The sequence below is a fragment of the Bacillus paranthracis genome (assembly GCF_024296885.1).
GTDB classification, from domain to species: domain Bacteria; phylum Bacillota; class Bacilli; order Bacillales; family Bacillaceae_G; genus Bacillus_A; species Bacillus_A paranthracis.
In genome coordinates, this window is the sequence record NZ_CP101135.1 from 3338693 (window position 1) to 3361113 (window position 22421).

General features: G+C 33.9%; 23 protein-coding genes and 1 pseudogene. 6 read left to right on the top strand and 18 right to left on the bottom strand.

Translation table 11 applies throughout. The annotated features are described in order from the left end of the window. Nucleotides 1-8: 8 nt before the first annotated feature. The 3 genes from NLJ82_RS17125 to NLJ82_RS17135 all read right to left on the bottom strand — a co-directional run bounded on the left by NLJ82_RS17125 (nucleotide 9) and on the right by NLJ82_RS17135 (nucleotide 2372). Nucleotides 9-1013 carry an HNH endonuclease signature motif containing protein gene (locus NLJ82_RS17125; RefSeq protein ID WP_000672225.1) on the bottom strand — a complete coding sequence of 335 codons (1005 nt, stop codon included), beginning with the start codon at nucleotides 1011-1013 and terminating at the stop codon, nucleotides 9-11. 214 nt (nucleotides 1014-1227) lie between these two features. Further along, complete coding sequence (locus tag NLJ82_RS17130; protein WP_372465498.1) at nucleotides 1228-1953, bottom strand: hypothetical protein; 726 nt, start codon at nucleotides 1951-1953, stop codon at nucleotides 1228-1230. 11 nt (nucleotides 1954-1964) lie between these two features. Further along, on the bottom strand, nucleotides 1965-2372 hold the full coding sequence (locus NLJ82_RS17135) for a hypothetical protein (protein ID WP_000965143.1): 408 nt from the start codon (nucleotides 2370-2372) through the stop codon (nucleotides 1965-1967). A gap of 137 nt (nucleotides 2373-2509) precedes the next feature. On the opposite strand from NLJ82_RS17135, the gene NLJ82_RS17140 reads away from it, so the two are divergent. After that, a complete protein-coding gene (locus NLJ82_RS17140) occupies nucleotides 2510-3712 on the top strand; it encodes a serine-tRNA(Ala) deacylase AlaX (protein WP_000435906.1) in 1203 nt (400 codons plus the stop codon). A gap of 44 nt (nucleotides 3713-3756) precedes the next feature. On the opposite strand, the gene NLJ82_RS17145 is transcribed toward NLJ82_RS17140, so the two are convergent. Then, entirely contained in the window at nucleotides 3757-4200 is a 444-nt protein-coding gene (locus tag NLJ82_RS17145; RefSeq protein ID WP_000432577.1) for an NUDIX hydrolase, read from the bottom strand. A 104-nt stretch (nucleotides 4201-4304) separates the two neighbouring features. On the opposite strand from NLJ82_RS17145, the gene NLJ82_RS17150 reads away from it, so the two are divergent. Then, complete coding sequence (locus NLJ82_RS17150) at nucleotides 4305-4886, top strand: DUF6434 domain-containing protein (RefSeq protein WP_001247723.1); 582 nt, start codon at nucleotides 4305-4307, stop codon at nucleotides 4884-4886. Between the two features lie 177 nt (nucleotides 4887-5063). On the opposite strand, the gene NLJ82_RS17155 is transcribed toward NLJ82_RS17150, so the two are convergent. From NLJ82_RS17155 to NLJ82_RS17200, 10 genes are all read right to left on the bottom strand, one after another. Further along, nucleotides 5064-5261, bottom strand: a complete 198-nt coding sequence (locus NLJ82_RS17155; RefSeq protein WP_000840055.1) for a hypothetical protein — start codon at nucleotides 5259-5261, stop codon at nucleotides 5064-5066. 557 nt (nucleotides 5262-5818) lie between these two features. Continuing rightward, nucleotides 5819-7084 carry a helix-turn-helix domain-containing protein gene (locus tag NLJ82_RS17160; RefSeq protein WP_001020463.1) on the bottom strand — a complete coding sequence of 422 codons (1266 nt, stop codon included), beginning with the start codon at nucleotides 7082-7084 and terminating at the stop codon, nucleotides 5819-5821. Between the two features lie 819 nt (nucleotides 7085-7903). Then, the gene (locus tag NLJ82_RS17165; protein WP_001078018.1) at nucleotides 7904-8995 is read right to left on the bottom strand and encodes an acetyl-CoA C-acyltransferase; all 1092 of its coding nucleotides are present in this window, start codon (nucleotides 8993-8995) and stop codon (nucleotides 7904-7906) included. Further along, the gene (locus NLJ82_RS17170) at nucleotides 8988-10451 is read right to left on the bottom strand and encodes an acyl-CoA synthetase (RefSeq protein ID WP_088296466.1); all 1464 of its coding nucleotides are present in this window, start codon (nucleotides 10449-10451) and stop codon (nucleotides 8988-8990) included. The genes NLJ82_RS17165 and NLJ82_RS17170 overlap by 8 nt, the downstream gene beginning before the upstream one ends. A 65-nt stretch (nucleotides 10452-10516) precedes the next feature. Next, entirely contained in the window at nucleotides 10517-11092 is a 576-nt protein-coding gene (locus tag NLJ82_RS17175) for a biotin transporter BioY (RefSeq protein ID WP_001093343.1), read from the bottom strand. A 123-nt stretch (nucleotides 11093-11215) separates the two neighbouring features. After that, nucleotides 11216-12829, bottom strand: coding sequence for a long-chain fatty acid--CoA ligase (locus NLJ82_RS17180; protein ID WP_000980190.1), 1614 nt, complete (start codon nucleotides 12827-12829; stop codon nucleotides 11216-11218). A gap of 134 nt (nucleotides 12830-12963) precedes the next feature. Next, nucleotides 12964-13614, bottom strand: coding sequence for an ABC-2 transporter permease (locus NLJ82_RS17185; protein WP_001214699.1), 651 nt, complete (start codon nucleotides 13612-13614; stop codon nucleotides 12964-12966). After that, entirely contained in the window at nucleotides 13615-14466 is an 852-nt protein-coding gene (locus tag NLJ82_RS17190) for an ABC transporter ATP-binding protein (protein ID WP_000067341.1), read from the bottom strand. Between the two features lie 46 nt (nucleotides 14467-14512). Then, complete coding sequence (locus NLJ82_RS17195; RefSeq protein WP_000505600.1) at nucleotides 14513-15301, bottom strand: helix-turn-helix domain-containing protein; 789 nt, start codon at nucleotides 15299-15301, stop codon at nucleotides 14513-14515. Nucleotides 15302-15751: 450 nt separating this feature from the next. Further along, nucleotides 15752-15955, bottom strand: a complete 204-nt coding sequence (locus NLJ82_RS17200; RefSeq protein WP_000810865.1) for a hypothetical protein — start codon at nucleotides 15953-15955, stop codon at nucleotides 15752-15754. 152 nt (nucleotides 15956-16107) lie between these two features. On the opposite strand from NLJ82_RS17200, the pseudogene NLJ82_RS17205 reads away from it, so the two are divergent. Beyond that, nucleotides 16108-16922, top strand: a pseudogene (locus tag NLJ82_RS17205) (GNAT family N-acetyltransferase). A 171-nt stretch (nucleotides 16923-17093) separates the two neighbouring features. Beyond that, the gene (locus tag NLJ82_RS17210) at nucleotides 17094-17297 is read left to right on the top strand and encodes a CsbD family protein (protein WP_000160412.1); all 204 of its coding nucleotides are present in this window, start codon (nucleotides 17094-17096) and stop codon (nucleotides 17295-17297) included. Nucleotides 17298-17499: 202 nt separating this feature from the next. Here the strand turns inward: NLJ82_RS17210 and NLJ82_RS17215 are convergent, their stop codons facing one another. Continuing rightward, entirely contained in the window at nucleotides 17500-18978 is a 1479-nt protein-coding gene (locus tag NLJ82_RS17215; protein WP_012644540.1) for a DUF4822 domain-containing protein, read from the bottom strand. Between the two features lie 395 nt (nucleotides 18979-19373). Between NLJ82_RS17215 and NLJ82_RS17220 the strand changes: the two genes are divergently transcribed. Continuing rightward, the gene (locus NLJ82_RS17220; protein ID WP_001019675.1) at nucleotides 19374-19802 is read left to right on the top strand and encodes a cytidine deaminase; all 429 of its coding nucleotides are present in this window, start codon (nucleotides 19374-19376) and stop codon (nucleotides 19800-19802) included. Nucleotides 19803-19914: 112 nt separating this feature from the next. On the opposite strand, the gene NLJ82_RS17225 is transcribed toward NLJ82_RS17220, so the two are convergent. Genes NLJ82_RS17225 through NLJ82_RS17235 form a run of 3 tightly spaced genes read right to left on the bottom strand, consistent with a single transcriptional unit; the run spans nucleotide 19915 to nucleotide 21453 of the window. Further along, nucleotides 19915-20166 (bottom strand): DUF2164 domain-containing protein, encoded by a 252-nt coding sequence (locus tag NLJ82_RS17225; RefSeq protein ID WP_001983516.1) that lies wholly within the window; start codon nucleotides 20164-20166, stop codon nucleotides 19915-19917. An 11-nt stretch (nucleotides 20167-20177) separates the two neighbouring features. Next, nucleotides 20178-20636: a peptidoglycan recognition protein family protein gene (locus NLJ82_RS17230; RefSeq protein ID WP_000402952.1), complete on the bottom strand. Its 459-nt coding sequence runs from the start codon at nucleotides 20634-20636 to the stop codon at nucleotides 20178-20180. A gap of 13 nt (nucleotides 20637-20649) precedes the next feature. Further along, nucleotides 20650-21453, bottom strand: a complete 804-nt coding sequence (locus NLJ82_RS17235) for a protein phosphatase 2C domain-containing protein (RefSeq protein WP_000695708.1) — start codon at nucleotides 21451-21453, stop codon at nucleotides 20650-20652. Nucleotides 21454-21567: 114 nt separating this feature from the next. Here NLJ82_RS17235 and NLJ82_RS17240 point away from each other — a divergent pair, with 114 nt between their 5' ends. After that, complete coding sequence (locus NLJ82_RS17240; protein WP_002028192.1) at nucleotides 21568-22407, top strand: YitT family protein; 840 nt, start codon at nucleotides 21568-21570, stop codon at nucleotides 22405-22407. Nucleotides 22408-22421: the final 14 nt, after the last annotated feature.

Genomic DNA, 22421 nt, shown 5'->3' on the forward strand with positions numbered 1-22421 from the left:
TTTAAATTTTAGTAGGCAGACCACCATGGGTTTACAATCTGTTGATGAATTTGACGTGGTAGAGGGAATAAATTATCAAAGGAATTATTACCTCCATATGCTCTAGGAATTATATGGTGTATATCTGCTTCAGACCAGTCCCATCCTGGGTTACCATAAGTATCGATGTATTGAGCTATATAAGCGGCTCTCTTATAAGAATCCCAATCCACAGGGTTATCTGCTTTTGGTAAGTTTGCTCTTTTTGGGATTGGCATATACTGTTTACTATGTCCATTATAAATGATAGGATACATTACTGCTTTCTTATTAGCTAAGGTTGGGTCATATTGCTCAGAACTTGTTTGAGGATAACTGCCTACCCATCCCGCTGTAGTGTTATGGTTTGTTGCCCACCACTTTGTAGAATTAACTTTAAATGATTTTTGTGCAATCTGTCCAGGATGTATTTGGGAACCTTGCCAATCTACTTCTAAGTAGCCTTGTCGATAATAAGCATCATCATAGATATCTCCTGCGTATAAGCTAAGATTGGATAATACAACTATAGGGGCTTGTCCGATAATGTCCGTAATTTTTATGCTAAGATCAATGCTTTGAGTAAATTCATTAAATGTTGTTGAGTATTCAAGAGCTAGAACACTTTCTTGTTGAGCTGTTTTAAACTGTTTTGTTTTATTATCTTGTTTCTGGTTAGGAACTACTGTTTGTTTACCTATTTGGAGTATGTCTGTATTCTTTGGAGTAATAGATTCCGGAGATTGTTTGTGTAATTCATTTGCCTCTTTAACTATTTTTGCTGCGTCATACGTACTTTTATCGATTTTTTTGGTGTTTCCATTAGACTCAACACTAAAATATTCAATATGTTTTATTGGGTGGTTAACTTCAATTACTATGTCGTTAGACTGAACTGGTTGTACTTCTGCCTGACTAATTATTGGAGAAAAAAATGTTAAAATTGCTAAACCTGAAACTAAAAGAAACTGAAATAATTTACTTCTAAATTTCATTTCACATGCCTCCATTTGTTTGTTTTTTCTAACAATTAAATATTAACATGTGTTAGCTTTGTTCAGGATAAATTTAATTGATAATGATTATCATTACCTGCAAGCGCTTCCTGGTGTGTAAAGTATAGATTTTTATTATTATCTATACCATTATCTCTTTGAATAAAGATAAACAAGCCACCCTTACAAGAAAGCAATAGCTTGTAAGGGTGGCTTAGTGTGTTTCGAATAGCTTTGTATTTAATTGTTTAATCTCCCCTTCTGCAAGGGGCTGATAAAATGCATGCTGTAATTCTTGTATGTGTAAGGTCTCTCCTATACATAATAAAACTCTACCAGGAATTAAGTCTAATAATAGTTCATGATTAATACGCTGTGCTTGCTTAACGGTAGAAACATAAATAACTAGGATAGTAGGGTTATTCCCCAAATCCTTCATGAGAATATCACTACCTGATTCCACGAAATCTTTCCATCTAGCAATAATTCTTTTCAAGCGTTCCCTTTTATCTGTTAATAAGGTGGAATATACAACGAAATTAAACTCTTGATTTACTCCAGCTTGCACTGCAAAACTTAAAGGAGGGGTAAAAACCCCCTTACTAATTGATGGATGCATAATATGCCCTAAAAAAGATGGAGCATAACGCAGGTGACAGAGTAAGTCTATATCATGCCAATAACGTAGGTGAACATATTTACCGTGATTATCAAGACGCTCAGGGGCAAAGAAGAACATATTACCTTGCCAGTACTTTAAGAGCTTATAACCGTTATCGGATAATGTATATGTTTCTTCAAAGATCTCCATATCAAAAACCTCTACTTGCCATTTTTCAATTAATTGATAGTAAAGTAACCCTTGAAGTGCATCATTTATTTTTTCCTGTAATTCCTCATTTGATAAATGAGGAATAGATGGGGTATAGGTAGATATAATCTGTACCCTTTTTATACTTGAGCTGTTGATACCCGCGTTGTTCTCGTTATATCCATATCTATGCCATATGTAAACTGTAATTCTTTACAAACATCTTTAATTAAAATTGCGACATTATACTTTTCATTAAATTGTAAAACGATGTTTTCTACTTCTTCATATGTATACTTATATTCCCCTGTAATGACACCTTTTAGATCAAAGCATTCATTTATACAAAGTTGCACAAGCAGCTGGTCATATTTCTCTAGTACATCTTCTTTCTTCCACAGTACCTCTTTTACATATAACCGATCAAACTTCACACTTTCTCGATTACAATCCGTTAAAATCCGGGTCATTTCATTTAATTCTCGATACAATTCAGAAATATTTTTGCTTAAACTAAGCAGTTTATCTACGCCGTTTTCATATAACATATTCATTCCACCCCCGCATTTTCTTTTTCTTATTATAGCAAGAAAATTCTAAAAAAAGTTTCTTTCTTCTGAAATATTAGGAAACTAATTTCGATTGCTTTACAATGAAACTAGTGAACACGAAAGGGGAAAGAAAATTGGAGCAAAAATTATATTACACTGACGCTTATAAACAAGACTTTACTACAAAAGTTATAAAGCAAAATTATGATAAAGACGGTAACTTATACGTTGTTTTAAACGAAACGGCATTTTATCCGACAGGTGGCGGGCAGCCCCATGACACTGGAACTTTAAATGGTATTGCTGTACTCGATGTTGAAGAAGTCGATGAAGAAATCCGCCACTTCATTACAGAACAATTACATACAGAAGAAGTAGAAGGTAAAATTAATTGGGAGCGTCGTTTTGATCATATGCAGCAACATGCGGCTCAACACATTTTATCTGCTGCTTTTTGGGATCATTTTAACATACCTACGATTGGGTTCCATCTTGGTAGAGAAATAGTAACAATTGATTTAGAAACAGAAAATCTGCATACAGAAACAGTTGAAAAAGCAGTACAAATTGCAAACAATATAGTTTTTGAAAACCATCCAATCCGTATAGAGTGGATGAACTTAGAAGCAGCAAAAACGTTACCCCTTCGTAAAGAACCGACTATGATTGAAAATATACGCGTTGTTATGATCGAAAACTTTGATTATAACGGCTGTGGCGGAACACACCCGAAACGTACTGGTGAAGTAGGTCCTATTCAAGTTCTTAGCTGGGAACGCAATAAAGGTGGCATACGACTAACGTTTATCGCTGGCTGGCGCACACTAAAACTTGTGGGGCAACAGCAACAAATTATGAAGGATGTTTCCAAACAATTAAACAGTAGCGAAAGTGATATTCCAGCAAAAGTAGCACAACTGCTTACTTCTCAAAAAGAAAACGAAAAAACAATACAAACAATGACTGAAAAATTATTATATGCAGAGGCAAACGAACTACTTCAACACCCTACCGAAATACATGCTGGCATACTTATTTCTAAAATGTTTACAAATCGTTCTATGCAAGAAGTCTCAAAGCTTTCTGCTATTATTACAGAACAACAAGAGCACGCCATTACATACTTTGTCATTGAAAATGATGACAAACTACAATGCATCCTTGCTTGCGGAAAAACAGTCACGCTCGATATGAATGCTCTGTTAAAAAAGGCACTTCCTACAATCGAAGGAAAAGGCGGCGGAAATAAAAAGAGTGCGCGCGGCGGCGGAAAAGCGGTTATGACTGGGGATGAGTTTTTAAATCAACTTGTTTCTTCTTTACAGTCAGCAGTGTAAAACATGTTTATGAAGGATAGCTAACGGCTATCCTTCAACTATATTTACAGGCCTACATTTTGTTTCAAGCCTTGATAACTCCCTGCATTTGCAAACCCTTCATTTACCAATTTTATAAAAGTTTCCGAAAAACCATAATGACTTAATTCGTTAATCGGTACCATTTGCACATCATGAATTGGATTATGATCAAACTCATTAGAAGGTAGCGTAATTTCTCCCTCAATCCTTTCAAGCAGAAACGTAATATGTAATAAAGATGGCCTAACATCTGGTTTATCACAAACATAGAGTAGCTTCTTAATTTTAACTTCTAACCCTGTTTCTTCTCTCATTTCTCGAATCATCGCTACTTCTAACGTTTCACTATTCTCTACCCTTCCCCCAGGTAAAGACCAATTTCGATTAGCCACTTTTTGCTTTACTAGCAATACCTTTTCATCTTCAATTAAAATTCCGGTTACACGAACTTGCATTACATTTTCCATATGTAATCTCCTCTTCCCGTTATATTTACAAATTAATCCTTCCACAAAAAGAACGTATGTTTTATAATTAAAGAAAATTATGGAAGAAAGAAGTTGTTACATTCATGCGTCCACCTTTAACAAAGTTTATATCACTTGAAGATTTCCAAAACTATTATTGGTTAAAAGCAGAACTCCAAACATTTTGTCGTGAGCATGGTTTGCCAGCTAGTGGCTCTAAGATTGAAATAACCGAGCGTATCTCCCATTATTTACATACTGGTAAAATATTAAAAAACAACTCTGTTCAAAAGGTGAGTAAAGCTTCCCTCTCTTATAAAGACCTTTCTCTTCAAACAATTATTACTAACAATCACCGCTGTAGCGAAGATGTTCGTGCTTTTTTCAAAGAAAAAATTGGAGCAAACTTCCGCTTTACAGTAGCTCTTCAAAAGTTTTTTAAAGAGAATGTTGGCAAAACATATGAAGACGCGATAACGTTTTGGTATGAAGAGAACGAACGAAAAAAAGATCCTACTTATAAAACAACTATCAGCCCGCAGTTTGAATACAATCGCTTTACTCGCGACTTTTTCGAAGATCCAAATAACAAAGGGAAATCAAAAGCTGATGCTATCGCTGCTTGGAATGAAATAAAAGCAAAGCCTGGTAGCAACGCTTATATTCCTCAAAGAGTAGAAAACTAGTAGCACTACTATCAAGGCCTAAATCTAAAAAACTTTAAAAGATAATTAAATATTGAATAGAAATTAGTTGTTATTCAAGTATGTAATCACCGATATTAAGCATTTATCTCTTAGTTTGAATTTATATTTGCATAAATAGGCAATTGAGAAATAGATCCCAATTGCCTATTCAATTATTTAACTATCTCTTTTTCTTTCAGGAATAAAACTAGAAAGGAAAATGGCAACAACTAATGCCAGACTGAAGTTTTCAGTAGTATCAACCTCTAAACCATTTTTCCATTGATATATAAAGGATATCAATAATAAAAGTATTGCAATTCCACCCGTATATCTTACTACTTTTCGCTTAGTTCCCGTTTCGTTGCTTTTCATATGTATCCCTCTTTCTTATTTATTAAGTAAAGTATGCTGCATTGTATCTTCAGTGCCATCAATTTTTTTGTTCATCTCATTTGCATTTGCTTAAATACTGTCTTTTTCATCCATACTTTTTGTGATGTATGTTTCCGCTATGAGTGTTTATAAACATGATATGGCAATACTTCACGTTCATTTGAAAGGATTTTAAAATATTGATTATAACCTTTACTCTAATTCAAATGATAATTTATATTGTCTATCATATTTGTAGATCATTTTTTCTCTTGCATCAGAATAACTCCCTCCTTGCTGTTTGAGTTTCTGTACTTAAAATATACATGTTCATTTATGTTAATAACAATTAGTAAAATTCCATTAAAATTTTAGCGAATTATCAATTGTTTTAAACTTGATATTTTACCTTTTTGGAAATTTCAGAAGGATTTACTCCCCTAACTAGATATTTGACGAAAGTAATGTACTTGAATGGGAGCGTTATAAACATAGTAGTTTTACTAGTGTTAATTCCCTATTAGATCAATACATAAAAAAACCCACTTAAGCGTAGCTTAAGTGGGGAGTTGACTAGATATTTTCAAGTACTTTGCTGACATTTTATAAGCGCGATTATCATAAAAATAGTTTCCTAGTTCAGTAGCGAGTTCACGAACTAGAGGGTATTGCTTTTTTTCTAGACCCCTTTCAATAGCTTTTTGCATATTTTTCTCATATCCATGATTATCGCCCCTTAATTTGGATATTTTCCCCTTCAGTCCATATATTTCAACATATGCGTGTGGCATATCAGAAATTGATAACATTTCTAATGCATCATCCATCAGTTTATTAACAATTTTCCAGTCTTTAGATTCTATATAAATTTCTATTAAGTTTCTTACTGCGTATATTTTTTGAGCTTGATCTGGATAGAGATTGCTAGTCTGTAAACTTTTTTCATAGTATTTAATAGAATTGGTGTAATCTTTTAATCCTTGATATATTTTCCCATAATTATATGCAATCAAAGGTAAATACATGGGATTAGCACTAACCTCTGCTTTAATTTCTGCTTGTTTTAAAGATTCAAGAGCTTTCTCGGGTAGATTATCTTTTTGATATTGTAGTGCAATGATTATAAGAATGTTTATTACTTGATTTTCTACATTTAATTTTTCATACAATCTGTAGGCTTTTTTAGCATACAAACGACTAATCGTTTGATCTTTATAAAGACTTTGATTTGTTAGACTTAGATTATAATATATATCAGCGTGTAGCCTAGTTTCATCTAGACCAAGTAAACTCTCTGTCTGCATATAAATTTCATTTGCAGTCATATAGTCTTGTTTATTAGAAAAATAATAACCTCGAGCCATTAAATAATATATAAAGTCTTGAGTATACAGGGAGGCTACTTGATTTGGAAGTACTTGCGAAGCCTCATTTACAATCGTTGCTACATGTAATAAGTTATTATTTCGAGAATGGTAGTATATTAGAACACCATAGGCCTTTAATAATAAGAGAATAGAGTCTGTATCGCGAACATATAACTCTAAAGATGATAAGTCTTTAGAGTTTATAACATTATCATTTTTATACCTATTACATATTTCAAGAATCTTAGCTTCAATATCCTCATAATCTGCACCTACAAGAAAGTTGTAATCAATATCTAGATTTTTAGCGATTTTTTTTAAAACAGAATTTGAAGGTTTAATTTGTCCATTTTCAATTCTACTTAAATAAGTTATAGAACATACCCCTGATACTACTTCCCCTTGCGTGAATTCTTTATGTATACGTATTTGTCGAATCCGTTCACCAATGTTCATATTCCCATTCCTTTCTTCAAATAAACTGGTTTGATTATTTTAGAGCAATATAATAAGAATAACGCCTATATTATCTAGCATAATATGTGTATAGTTTTATGTTCAGAGAGAGAAATGTTATTAATACTTATCTGGATGCATATGAAATTTTTATGCTCAATTTACTAATATCAGCTTTTCCATCTCCCACCCATATTACAGATTTTCCGAATAGGAAAGCCCACTACGGTGCGATAGTACCCCCTTTAGGGGTGGGATGATAGTGAGGTCAAATGCGATGTACAGACAAAACACCGAAAGTATGTTCTGTACATCAAGTATTTGAAATGGTATAATTTTCATAACAGACAAGTAAAAGTCTCTAAAACAATCTTGTTCTCTGAAAACAGAATACATATGAGGTTGGAGTAACAAATTCTTCTGCTCCGTAAAATGTATTGAGTCGTCAAGTACAAGACGCTAAAACACATTTGAGAACTCACAATCTGACTCGTTTGGTAATAGAACGAGTGCCGTATCTGCTAGATGCACTGGATACGGAGTGGTGATGGCACACCGCAATCTTGCACGTCAGCGATACTAGAAATAGACGTCGCCTTTGGTAGCAAGAATCCCACTGACGTTAGTCAGCTTGCGGCTTTAGCCGTGGGAGTGTCAATACATTATACCAATAATCTGAGGATCAAGCTTACAAATTCAACCTCAGGTAACCCCAAAATATAGAATAATATTTGTTTGTTTTATAGTTACTAAGAGCGGATATTAACTCATATATTGAACTAATTATCCCCTATTAATCATAGTACAGTTAATACCTCGCTAATCTTCTACTTTCTCAAATAATAAAGCAAGCCCTATCCCGCCCCCTATTCCTAACGTCGTAATTCCATACTTCATATGCTCTCTTTGCGCTTGATAAAACAAACGTGTTACAAGCATAGCTCCAGATGCACCGTACGGATGACCGAGCGCAATTGCACCACCATTTACATTTAATTTCTCGTACGGAATTTGTAACGTCTTTGCACAAGCTACAACTTTTGAAGCAAATGCTTCATTTATTTCAAAATAATCGATATCCTCTACTTTCATATTCATTTCGTTTAGTAATTTGTTCACCGCAAATATTGGACCAGTCCCCGGAAGGTTGGGATCTACTCCAACTACAGCACTACAAACAAAACGAAGAATAGGCTTGTATCCTAATTTTCGAGCTTGCCGCTCTTCCATTACAAGAACTGCACACGCCCCGTCGTTTACACCACATGAATTCCCTGCCGTTACTGTACCATTTTGTAGAAATGCGGGTTTAGTTCTTTTAATCATTCGTTCATAATTCATTTCTGGCTTTATAGACTCATCTAACAATCCATTAAAAGACAATATTTCATCATGTATATATCCTTTTTCTAACGCTTGCAGTGTTCGTTTGTAGCTGAGGCAAGCATACTCGTCTTGCATTTCTCTCGTGATGTTATAACGTTCTGCAACATATTCAGCTGCTACTCCCATATTAGGATCGCCTATTGTTTCTGGTGAGAATCGTGCTCTATTTTGAAAAGGTGACGTACTTGTACTCTCTACTCCTCCTGCAATATAACAATTACCTGCTCCGCCTTGAATAAAATGACATGCGGTGCGAATCGCTTCCAATCCGGCACCACATTGTCGGTCAATCGTTACACCCGGAATATGATGACTAAGCCCTGCTTCTAAAGCAGATAATCTCGCAACATTCCCTCCTGGCCCAACAACATTCCCTAATATGACATCATCTATTTCTCTCTCCATTCCTTTACTTAAAAATGTAAGAAGTGGCGTTGCTAATTGCTGAACTTCATAGTTTTTTAACATCCCATTCTTCTTACCGATAGGAGTTCTTTTCGCCTCTACAATAACCGCTCTATTCATATATCTTCTCCCGGTTTTCAATTATACTTTTTGCTGCCATACGAGCGATTTTTCCGCTATTTGTATACGGTATTTCATCAACGAAATACCATTCTTTCGGTATTTTAAAAGAGGATAATCGTTGTAAGCAAAAACTTTTTAATTGTTGCTTCGTAGCACTTCCTTTTACGATGGCGACAGGTTTTTCACCCCAGTAACTATCTTCCACACCAATTACAACTATTTCATCAACAGCTGGATGTTCATGTAATACGCTTTCTATTTCTTCTGGGAAAATATTAATTCCTCCAAATAAAATCATATTCTTCTCTCTACCGACAATATAAATAAATCCTTCTTCATCTTCATAACCTACATCTCGCACTGTCATCCAGCCATCTGCATTCAACTCCCGTGCTAAAACCCCATCTATTATGTATCCCATAAAAAACTGATCACTTTTCACATAAACAGTTCCTATCTCTCCTTTCTGTACTTCTTTTCCTGCCTCATTACATACTCGAACTTGCACATTGTGACAAGGTTTCCCTACTGAATTTGGCCTTCTTTCGCTCTCTTCATCAACTAATGCTGTTACAAAACTCAGTTCCGATGCACCGTAAAATTCATATCTTTTCGCATAAGGAAATATACTCTTTATTTTTTCTTTCGCTTCAGCTTCCCACTTCGCTCCTGACGAAATTATTTTCATTTCATTTTCTATCACTCTATTTTCTTTATATAAAGATTCCAGCATTGTTGGTACGGTATACATGACCGAAATATTTTCAGTTTCTAACTTATCTAACACTTGATTTGGAATAAAATTCCTCATAATATGTACGGTTTGTCCTATATATAATGCACTTATTGCACCGTATAAGAAAAGAGAGTGAACGAGCGTTCCAGCTATTAAAATAGAGTCTTCTTTTTTCATATGAAAGTCATGTATATTACAATTAAAACTATGAACCCACGATTGTTGCGCACGTAAAAATGCCTTTGCCTTTCCTGTTGATCCTGATGTAAATCCCATATAAAAAGGAGCATCTTGTAAACTTTCTACAATGTGCTCTGTAGGAAGATAGTTCTCTATTATTTGTTTCCATTTATCAATTTCAATTATTCTTCCTTCTTCATCGGAAATATCATTTAATTTATATCGTTCCGCAATAATCATATCTGAATTACTGATTGCTAGTCTTTCCTTTAGCTCATCCTTTTTCCATTTTATATCTAATGGCACACAAACCCATCCGGCCATAGCGGCACCTGCAAATAGTTGTAAAAACTCCATACGATTTTCTAATACAATTGCTACTCTTTTACTCTTCGATTCTGTTGCGTGCAACCAATTCGCTACTTTACATACTGACTCGTACCAATCTTCATATGTTAAAACTCTATCATTTTCCTTAATTGCTATTTTATTTGGTTGTAAAGAGGCATGCTTTTTATATTCTTTTGTAATACCCATATGAGACGTCCTTTCTTTCCAAAATAATAAAAAGAAACACGCAACGAACGTGTTTCTTCTCTTTCTTATCCCGCATTTGTATATTTGCTTCTCTTTAGAGCAGGCGTAATAATATATTTCAATGAACGGTGTAATTTCGTTACAAGAACTGCTGCTATAATCGCTTTTATGCAATCACCTGGTAAAAACACAACACTCACTTTCATCGTTTCCCATACAGAAATATCCATTACGAAAGCTTGCACAAGGATACCAAATACATAAACTACGAAAATACCACCAATTATATTAATACATAATACTTTTATAATAGAAACTTCACGTAAACGCTCAATTAAATAGCCAATGACAAACGCTCCAACGATATAACCAAATAAATATCCTGCACTTGGTCCAACAAATACACTAAGGCCACCGCGTCCACCAGCAAGTAATGGTGCTCCTACTCCTACAATAAGTAAGAAAACAAGCTGACTTAATGCACCAAGACGTGATCCTAACAGTCCACCAGCAAGCATAACACCGAGTGATTGTAATGTAATTGGAACTGGTGTAATAGAAAGAGCAATTGGAGGTATTAACCCTAACACTCCCATAATAGAACTAAATAAAGCGACGAAAACTAAGTTTTTTGTATTCATATTTGCTTCTCCTATTTGTAAACTCAAATTTTTTTTTAGGTAACATATTATAGGAGTTATATTATCTTTCTATCTAGTATTTGTCAACTTATTTTTAAATTAGGTTTACAAATATAAATTCCATTATTTCTCTTTATGCAAATGCTCGAGTTCTTTCCGAAGCGCCTGTTTTAAAAACTTCCCAACAGATGTTTTCGGTATTTCTTCCATAAACACAATATCGTCTGGTAACCACCACTTTGCAAACTGTGGTTTTAAAAACTCATATATTTCTTCTTTTGTTACTGTACTATTTTTCTTTTGAACGACACAGGCAACTGGTCGCTCTTGCCACTGCGGATGAGGAACAGCAACGACAGCCGCTTCAAATATAGCATCATGTGCCATTAAAGCATTTTCAAGGTCTACTGAAGAAATCCACTCGCCTCCGCTTTTAATCACATCTTTCGTACGGTCAACAATTTTTACGCAGCCTTCCTCGTCCACTGTGACAACATCACCAGTATATAACCATCCATCGCGAAAGCCTTCAACAGTACGATCATCGTTATAATAGCTTTCAGCGATCCATGGCGCTCGTAAACATAGTTCTCCCATCTCCGTACTATCCCACTTCACTTCACCATTTGTACCGACTACTTTCATTTCTACACCAGGGACAAGATACCCTTGCTTTGATCTAATTTCTAATTGCTCTTCATACGATAATTCTGTTTCATAACTTTTTAAACGTGCAAGTGTTACGAGTGGGCTTGTTTCGGTCATACCATATGCATGGATGAAAGGAACATTGTGTTTCTGTTCAAATGCTTTAATAACACTTTTCGGTGCGGCTGCACCACCACATAGTATTCTCGTCATACTAGATAAATCATAACTATTATTTTCTAACTCTTGTAATACACCAAGCCAAATTGTCGGCACACCGGCAGCTAACGTCACTTTTTCAGATTGGATCATTTCTAATAAAATTTTCGGCGTAAACATCGGTCCTGGAAGAACTTGTTTTGATCCAAACCAAGTAGCAGCGAAAGGAAGTCCCCAAGCATTCACATGGAACATCGGTACAATCGCCATTGCCGCATCACTTTCCGATAATGCAGCTGTATCTGCTAAACCGAGTGCCATACAATGCAATACAGTACTACGATGCGTATATACAACACCTTTTGGATTTCCTGTAGTCGCTGACGTATAACACATACCAGCAGGTGTATTTTCATCAATATCTTTAACGAATTGGAAAGTTGGATCGCCTTCTTCTAATAGCTTTTCATAATGATATACAGGTTCTAGCGTAGTATTTGGAATTTCATCTTTATCAGTCATAATAATGTAAGCTTGTACAGTTGATAATTCAGATTGAATTTTTTCAACAAGTGGTACGAGATCTTCATCAATAAGTAGAATTCGATCTTCTGCGTGCTGAATAATGTATGAAATATGTTGAGGAGATAAACGAATATTAATTGTATGTAAAACGGAAGCAATACCAGGAATAGCAAAATACGCTTCCACATGTCGATGATGATTCCACGCTAACGTTCCTATACGCTCGCCTTCTTTAATTCCTAATTTTTTTAACGCACTGGAAAGCCTTCTCGTCCTTTCACCTAACTGCTTATACGTTAACGTCGTAACTGTATCATGTGTCCGTGAAACAATTTCTTTCTTTGAAAACAATTTTTCTGCTCTTTCCATCATAGAACTAATTGTTAGCGGTACATTCATCATCATATTGGTTACATCCCCCTTTAAAGCGTTTTCATTTTGTTTATTATAACAGACTTCTACAAATAATCACGACATTTTTCTGTATTTTCTGAATTATTCCTTTGGAAATAATTCAGAAAATACTAAGAGAAGATATACTAAAATTCCTTCTTACGATATATAAATACCGAAATAACAAAAGAAAAGATATATATGATAACGCCAAATATTGTATATAGAATTGAAACGTATAAAGATGAATTTAAATTTAATATTGGAAATTGTTCTATTAGATAGCCAATTACACTTTGTAATCCAAAATAAGTAACAAGTCCCCCGCATGCGCCTCCAATTGTAATAGCATCAGATTTTTCTGCTCCAAAAACATAGAGAAGTGGGTAGGCTATTGCTCCGGCATTAAGGATGATGAACGTCCCTAAAGAAACACTCTTAAATATACCATCATCAATTGGCGTACCTGAAACTGAAGCATGTACGTAAAATATGCTATACGATAATAAAGTACCAATAATTACAACTATAAAATAGAAAAGGTAGTGACTTTGCACAATGTTATTTCTAGTAACCGGTAAAGTAAGTACATATTTTTCATAACCCGACTTACTCTCATATTTAATAACTTCAAGTGCAGGAATTGCAGCAAATAAGATAATGAATGTAGCAATTAAACGGTACATTGAAGCATTACCAAAATAAAAAACAAATCCCGATCCTAATATCGCTATTCCCATGAACGTAAAGAAAGTTCGATACACTAGATAATAGTTTGTCAATAATAAACCTCTCATTTATTTTTCACTCCTCGTTAATAAGACACTCATTTCTTCTATTGAAATGGTTCTATGAGCAATCCCATTTGGTAGTTTATGCACATCTGATACAAGTACATTGAAATAAGAGCCATTATTCCTTTTCACCACAACTATATCTTTGTTAACTAAAGTTAGTTGTTCCTCATCAACATCTACAATGGCATAATTGTCCAAAACCTTATCCTTTTCTTCATTTAATAAAATTTCTCCATCTTTTATCACAATAAGGTGACTAGCTATTTTTTCTACATCACTCATAATATGTGAAGAGAGTAATATACCACCATTACTTTTATTCACAAAACCTTTTAATTCCTCTAATACCTGCTCCCTAGATGAAGGATCAAGACCTCCCGTCGCTTCATCTAGAATTAATAATTTAGCATTATGTGACAATGCAACAGCTATAGATAGTTTCATCGACATTCCACGGGAAAACCTACCTACTTTTTCATAAGTAGGTAAAGAGAAAGAATGAACTAATCGGTAAAAATTTTCTCCATCCCAAGATTCAAACATCTTTTCAAAAACTTTATTTAGTTGTTTTATTGTAAGATGAACCGGGAGATTCATAGCATCAAATACGACTCCTATCTTTTCCTTAATCTTGGCATCTTTATTTATATTTTCTTTACCAAATATTTTTACTGTACCATTATCTTTAGAAATTAATTGTAATACTGTTTTAAAGGTTGTTGATTTCCCAGCTCCATTGTTACCAATGAATCCAACAATTGATCCAGACGGCACATTGAAAGAAACATCTCTTAAAACAACTTTATTTCCAAATGATTTACTTAGATTTTCAATTTCTAGAAGATTTGACATCATTACACTCCTATCTTAACTTTTAATAAAAATATGTTTTCTCCTATTAAAAATTATCCACCTTTTCTCTCACTTTCTTTTTCAGTTTAAAAATAAGACGATTACTATATTCTTTATTTTCTACTAAAATTCGATACGCCTCTAATACTCCTAACACACGAACAAAAAGATAAACTCCGATAGCAATAAGTACAACACAGTAAGGGTAATACTGCACTAATTCCCCTGAAGTGATATGCTTTTTCTCAAACAAAAACGGGATTGCGCCTGCAGCTATAAAACAAAATCCAACGATCATTACTGCAGCATACTTTTTCTTAATAATCGCATATCTTTTTGTGAATTGTTTTAGAAAGTTTTGATCAAATAATAATTCTTCTTTTTTTAATACATTGTATCGACTCTCTTCTATCGTTACAGGTACCATCATTGCTCCAATTCCAAAGACAGCAATGATAATGACAAGAAACGTAGACATTGTTACATCTTCTTTAAATAATAAATATGGTATTGTAGATAAAATGAGCAAACTAAATCCTAACGCAATATATTTAGAAATTTTTTCTCCATACACTATATACCCTTCTGCCATTTCCTTGCTTACGTAATAACCATTTTCCTTTTCGTTACTTTGTTCAGCATTTTCTTTTAATAAGTAATCAAGAGATACTTCGAATACATTTCCAATCATTATTAATTTTTCAGTTTCAGGAAACCCTTGACCATTTTCCCATTTACTAACTGCTTGCCTTGTCGTGTTTAATTTCTCAGCTAACGCTTCTTGAGAAAGGCCTTTTTCCTTTCTTAATTTAAACAGCTTTTCACCAAATCCCATATGTGTGTCCCCCTTCGTTTTCTTAACTAAATTGTATGTAAACATAGCCCTTATCTCTATCTTCCTGCGGTTGCACTTTGTCAACTTACGGTTGCGATTATGTTATATAGCGGTTTTGTATACGATTTAGCTAGTTTTCTTCTATGATTATAGCGTTTATAAAACACCCCACCTCGATAACCAATTATAACAATAAAAGGTAATTATTGTTATAAAAAATAAAAAAACTCCTTTATTTATAAAGGAGTTTTCGATATGAAATATTCTAAGATGAGCTAATTTTTCTTTCTCATACTAATTCACAATTTCTTCTATACATTTTTGTACGTTGTGCAACGATTAATAAGCATCCCACACAGTATATGTTGTCATCTCTTTATATAAGGCGTATTCATATATATGTAAAATATTTCTCCTATTAACTTCCCTAATAAAAACACTTTTTAATAATCATAACGGCTTCTGCTTAAACTTTTCATAATGTCGTACTTTTAATAAAAGGACATTCCCGCAATCTGTACAAATATAAGCATCTACTGGTGAAGATGTGAACATCGTCTCCTTTTTCCGTATTTGTGCATAACCGACAAACTCACCTTCTCCTATATTTTGAGAACCACAATTAGAGCATGTCTGCACATTTTTCTGTTTCATGAGAGCACCACCTTTAATCTGTTTCTACTCCCTTCGACAATCCACTTCCATTTCCCTTCCAAAAAACTTCTAATTCTCTTACATTTCAACAGGAATCTTAGAACATAAAGCGTATATGTACTATGAAATATATTTAATGACGGGGGAATTTTATGAGTACTATTGTGACACTTAATACAGCAAATGAAATTGAAAACGCAGAAATACATATGCTTTCTTCTAGATTAGCGCTACTACAAGCAATAAGTGGAAATCCAATGCAAGTACAAATGAAAAAGTTCGGGAGTGCCACTGCCTTTTCATCAAAAGTAATTACTGGTCCTGCTTTTAACACAGTAAAAGGCGTTACATTTATAAATGCAGATGAGATAGATGCGATTATCTCTTATTATCACTCACTACAAATTCCTTGCCGTTTTGAAATTACACCAGCGCAAGGTACAGCTGAACTATTTCAATACTTATCTCAAAAAGGATTTTACCAATCTAGCTTCCATACCGCTTTATATAGTAAACCGAAAGAAGATCCATCTCTTCTTCCTTCTAACATTTCAGTACGTAAACTAAAAGAAAATGAGTTTGATATTTTTGCTGACATATATGTATGTGGTTTTAACATGCCATCCTTTACAAAAGATGGCGTGCGCCAAAATAACGAAATTCTTTACAATAAACCAGGATGGCATTTTTTCATAGCTGAAGTTCAAAACATTCCTGCGGGCATTGGTGTCCTGTATATAAAAATAAGGGTGTCGCATCATTAGCTGCTTCTGCTACTTTGCCAGAATTTCAGCGTAAAGGTTGTCACACTGCATTAATTCAAAAACGAATTGAGACAGCTATTGAATCCAATTGTCATTTAATAGTCGGACAAGCAAGATTCGGTAGCAGCAGTCAAAATAATATGGAACGTGCCCATATGAAGATCGCTTATACAAAATCAATCTGGACCGCCAAAAACATATAATTAACATTCTTTCTCTTCTCATTACAACTTTATACACTTTATGACAATTCCTTTTCAACTCTATTAATCATTTGAATATTCAAACTAAATCTGTTACGCTATTGCTAGATACATCATTCAACTTGCAATATGAAAAGAGCATTCTAATCAAACTACAAGGAGGAGAAATGTATGACTAAACATGATCATGGTTTAAAAGAAAAAGTAGAAGGTGCTATTGATAAAGTAAAAGGCGAAGTAAAAGAAGTTGTCGGGAAAGTAACTGACAATAAGAAATTACAAGCTGAAGGAAAATGGGATAAGGTAAAAGGCACTGCTAAAGATACTGTTGGTAATGTAAAAAAGAAAGTTAATGAATATAAAGAAAATAAATAAAAAAACGAAAATGTATGGTTGTGCAAGTAGTAAGTTACTAGATTTGAGAAAAGAGAAATTGCACCCATAAAAAATCATTTTAAAACGACAAATAGATGCCTCAAGGCATCTATTTGTCTATAAATAACTATTTTAATTACCCAACCCTTAAGCTTTTCCTTACTAACATTTTCTAACATAATGCCTTTGCTACAGTAAAGGCTTACTTTGTGAAATTTGGTTTTAGATCACCTGTATACGGTTCATGCTCAACAAAGATTTTTATATCTTTTCCATTCGCATCTTTCCCCATTCTTGTATACGTAAATTTCTCTTTATTTAATTCTGTAAGTTCAAGAACTGCACCGTATTTATTATTTCCTAACGAAACGTGAGCTCTTATTTTATTACCATGTACAACATCAAAGAAACCGTAGTCTCCACGACTTTCTCCTGTATTCACATTGAAAAACTCGTATTTATTTGTATTTTTATCGTATTTTGCTAGACTGATTAAGTTTGAGTTATATTTTGTTACATCATTACCTTGGTCGTCTAATACCACCGTTCCGTTCCATAGTGTACTAGATAAAATTTCATCTCCATCAACATCTTTAACTATTTTACCTGTCGAACTTTCTAAATTTTTATCAGGCCGCGTGAAAGAAAGTTCTTTTTCATGGTACGGAATATGTTCAACAAACACCTCTACATCGTTCCCTTTTGTATCTTTCCCCATTCTTTTATATGTAAATTTCTCCTTATCTAATTGCGTCAATTCAACAACTGCTTGATAATTTTGCGTCTCAGAAATTAGTACTCTTTTCTTTCCATCATTCGTTATAAAAAAGGTACCGCTATCATTACGACTCTCTCCTGTACTTGCATTAAAAAATTCATACCTTGCCGTTTTAGCATCATACTTTGCAAGCCCGATGAAATTTTGATTTTCTTTCGTTACATCATTATGATCTTTGTCATAGACTTTTGTCCCTTGCCAGTTTGTTTCACCAAGTATGCTAGCTAATAGTTGCCCTTTTGTTTCTTGAGTTTGCTCAGTTTCTTGTATTGCATTGTATAAAAATTGTGCATACTGTTCACGCGTCACATCCATATTTGGAGCAAAATTCCCTCCGCCTACTCCTTTTGCAATATTATTTGTTTGAACAGCACTAATTGCATTGTTTGCCCATGAGTTCGTTGAAACGTCATTAAAAGTATGATTACTCTTTGCCTTTAAATGAAAAGTATTTGTAAGAACTTGTGCCATTTCTGCACGCGTTAAGGAAGCCTTTGGTCTAAAGTTCCCATGCTCGTCACCCTTAAAAACGCCCATTTCTGTTAAAGACAAGATTTCCTTTATATAGCTTGTCGACTCTTTACTTATGTCCCCATATGGGTTCTCATAATTTTTGTCTTCTGCCAAATTAAAATAACGATATAGTAAAGCTGCAACTTGTTCACGTGTCACGTTATCTCCAAAACCAAATCTTCCATCATCATAGCCGAAAATGATTTTCTCGCCTGTTAATTGCTGAATCGCCTCATATGCCCAGTGCCCCTTTGGAACATCTTTGAATACCCCAGTATGATTCGTGTTTGGTGTAACTACTTCTGCTTTCACCTCTCCAGTCGTTTCACTTAGTAGACTTCCACCTAAAACTGCTGATATGATACATGTTTTTAAAATTGTTTTATTCATAACTTCCCAATCCCTTCCTTCATTTAACAAATAATTACACCACTTTTCTTTCAAAAGAAGATTCTATGTGCGCAATTTATGTTATAAATTTTGATTACAGCTAATGGAATACGAAGTGTTACACATCCAAATTTCTTATTTGTAGTATCAATAGCTGCTATATATAGGAATTATAAATAGCAACTATAAATTGCCCATAAACAAATTATTAAAAAAAGATAAAATTAAGATTATATATTTTTAATCTCAATCTTTTTATAAAAAAACGTTCCTTTTGGCAAAAAGATGGCTTGAAATTAAATGTTCATTCCATTTTTTTGTTTATGCTATTATGATAAAAGAAAGAATATTTCGAAATAACAAACCTGAATTTGGGCAGAAATGAGGAAAAGAAATTGAATATTGAGCAACAATTATATGATGTGGTGAAACAGTTAATTGAACAAAGATATCCAAACGATTGGGGTGGAGCCGCAGCGATTCGTGTAGAAGATGGAACAATTTATACAAGTGTTGCTCCAGGCGTAATAAATGCTTCAACAGAACTTTGTATGGAAACAGGTGCAATTTTAGAAGCTCATAAATTTCAAAAGAAAGTTACACATTCTATTTGTCTTGCGAGAGAAAATGAGCATTCTCAATTAAAGGTACTCTCGCCTTGTGGTGTATGCCAAGAACGTTTATTTTATTGGGGACCAGAAGTACAGTGTGCGATTACAAATGCTAAACAAGATATTATTTTTAAACCTTTAAAAGAGTTGCAACCATATCATTGGACAGAAGCATATCATGATGAAATGGCAAAAGAATGGAGTACGAGATAGAGGAATAAGTTTCATTATTTTCCTGATGACAATAAAAAAATGTCACGGCCTTTTCCAAATAAAACATCGGAAAAGGCCGTGACATAACACTTATTTTATAATTGATGGAAGTTTACTTCCCTTCACTTTTTTCTAACACATACAAATCTTCTTCAATATTAGATAGCTTCTCTGTTACAAGCTTTCTAGCATCTCCAATTGCTTGATTGTATGCAAAAGGCCCTACTAATTTAATCATTTCTTCTATTAAACGTTCTGCTTGAAAACGCCCAATTTCATCTAAATCTTCTTCAACGAAAAATTGCTGAATTTGTGCTACAAGCTCTTCTTTTTTATCATTTGGTATTTTTATATTCATCATCATTTATTACTCCTCTATATGTAAGATAGTATGTTTCTTAACTCTACCATAGAAAAACGCTTTCCAGGACAACTTTTTGTAACGCCTTCTAGCTCCCTATGACCGAGTATATTTTCTTTCTTTATAGCAAACCGATTCATAAACATTTTACATAAAGAATATAATGCATTCATTTGTGCGGTAGTTGGATCATATTTATCAAAATTACCCGTCATACATATTCCAATTGTATCTCTATTATGATCTTTCGCATGTGCTCCAATATGTAAACCACGTCCTTCGACTACAGTTCCATCTTCTTCAATAAAATAATTGTAACCGATCCCGCTCCACCCTCTTACTTTTTGATGAAATTCATGTGTTTTATACACATCCCATCCATCTTCGGATGTATGGTGAATAATCAGTTTGTTTACTTTTTCTAAAGGAACTAATTCATCTTGAAATGCTAAATTTACACATTTAATTTCCATTTGAATATCCCCCTTAAAAATCAATCATCATAATTGTTTTATCATCTGGTCGTATTCTCTTTTCCCCTTCTAACTCTTCAATAATTGCTACATATTCATTTATACTATTCTTTCTTATATATGCAACAGTTTGTTCGAGTGGCCAATCTGGGTGGAATAATCCGTCTGAACAAATAAAAATCCCACTCACTTCATCTACATGTAATTCCCCATGCTGCAAATAATGAATTGCTTCTTTCATTCCATTTGCAACGGAATACCCACCCTGCATATTTGCAAGATAACGATTATATTTTAACTGTTCTCGCACATCTTGAAAAACATGTTCTTCTGGTACAGATACCCCTTCTTTACGATCTTCTTCTCTTTTCTTTTTTGCTCGTTTACTAATTCCTTCGACCGTATCTTTCGTTAATACTTGCATCGTTCCATTTTGAAGTATTGCAACAATCATACAGTCCCCTAATTGTGCATATTCAATTTTCTCACCAACTATTTGGACTGCCGCGATACATGTGCACCACAAATGCTCTTTCTTTCTCGTATCTACTCCATATGCTAACATTTTTCTTTGCAATGCTTCATTTGCTTTTGCAACAGCAACTTGTAAACTATGATTTTCGCGGAATGAATTAAAATAACTTGCAAATAAATGTGAAGCGATGTATGCTCCATTATGTCCCTTTTCATCACGAAACGGGACAAGTGGTGTTGCACCGTCACATACACCATAAATCTTTTTTTCTTCATTACAAAAATAAGAATCCTCACATTCTTGCTTCAACGGGCTTTTCTGTTGATATGTTTTTATCTTCATAACTGTATCCCCTTTCAAATGATAAAATACTCAAATTCTTTTGATTAATCAAATTTACCGAAATAAACTGTTTTTACCCAAAACTTTCAATATCATATATAATCTTGAAATAATATGAATTTTTCAGTGAAGGACGGGAAAGAGATGGTCAGATTTCTTGGTGTTATTATTGGTTCTATTATTATTGCGATTGCCTTTAATCTTTTCCTTATCCCCCACAAAATTTTAAGTAGTGGAATTGGCGGAATTGCTATTATTTTAGGGATTGTAACTCCTGTAAACACAGGTATTATTAACTTTGTATTAAACTTACCTATCCTTATTTTAGGATACATAGGCCTTGGAAAAAAAGTAATTTTTAACACGATTGTCTCTGTTATTGTATTATCTGTTGCATTATACTACGTTCCAGTAAAAGTCGTAGCAACAGATCCACTTTTATCATCTATCTTTGGTGGTGTTATTGCCGGAGCTGGTATCGGTCTTGTTTTTAACTGTAATGGATCAACTGGTGGATTTGATATTATCGGTATGTTGTTATCTCGCAAAAGAGATATTAAACTTGGCGGATTCCTTATTGTTTTAAATGCAGTCGTTGTAATCATTGCAGGATTCTTCTTCACTTGGGATGTTGCCCTTACAAGCTTACTTTCGATTTATGTAACTGGTAAAGTTATTGATGCTATTCATACGAAACATCGGAAGGTTACACTTATGATTGTAACAAATGAAGCAGAAAAAATGAAAAAACAACTTCTTTCAACTGTTGTACGTGGCATTACATTACTTGATGGCGAAGGTGCTTATTCTAGCGAAAAGAAACGTGTACTTATGACAGTCGTTTCTCGTGAAGAATTAGCAAGTATGAAATTAACAATTTCTGAAATTGACCCTCATGCATTCGTTAACATTACAGAAACAGTTGAAGTATTAGGATTGTTTAGAAAAGCTTAAAAAACTAGGTGGAT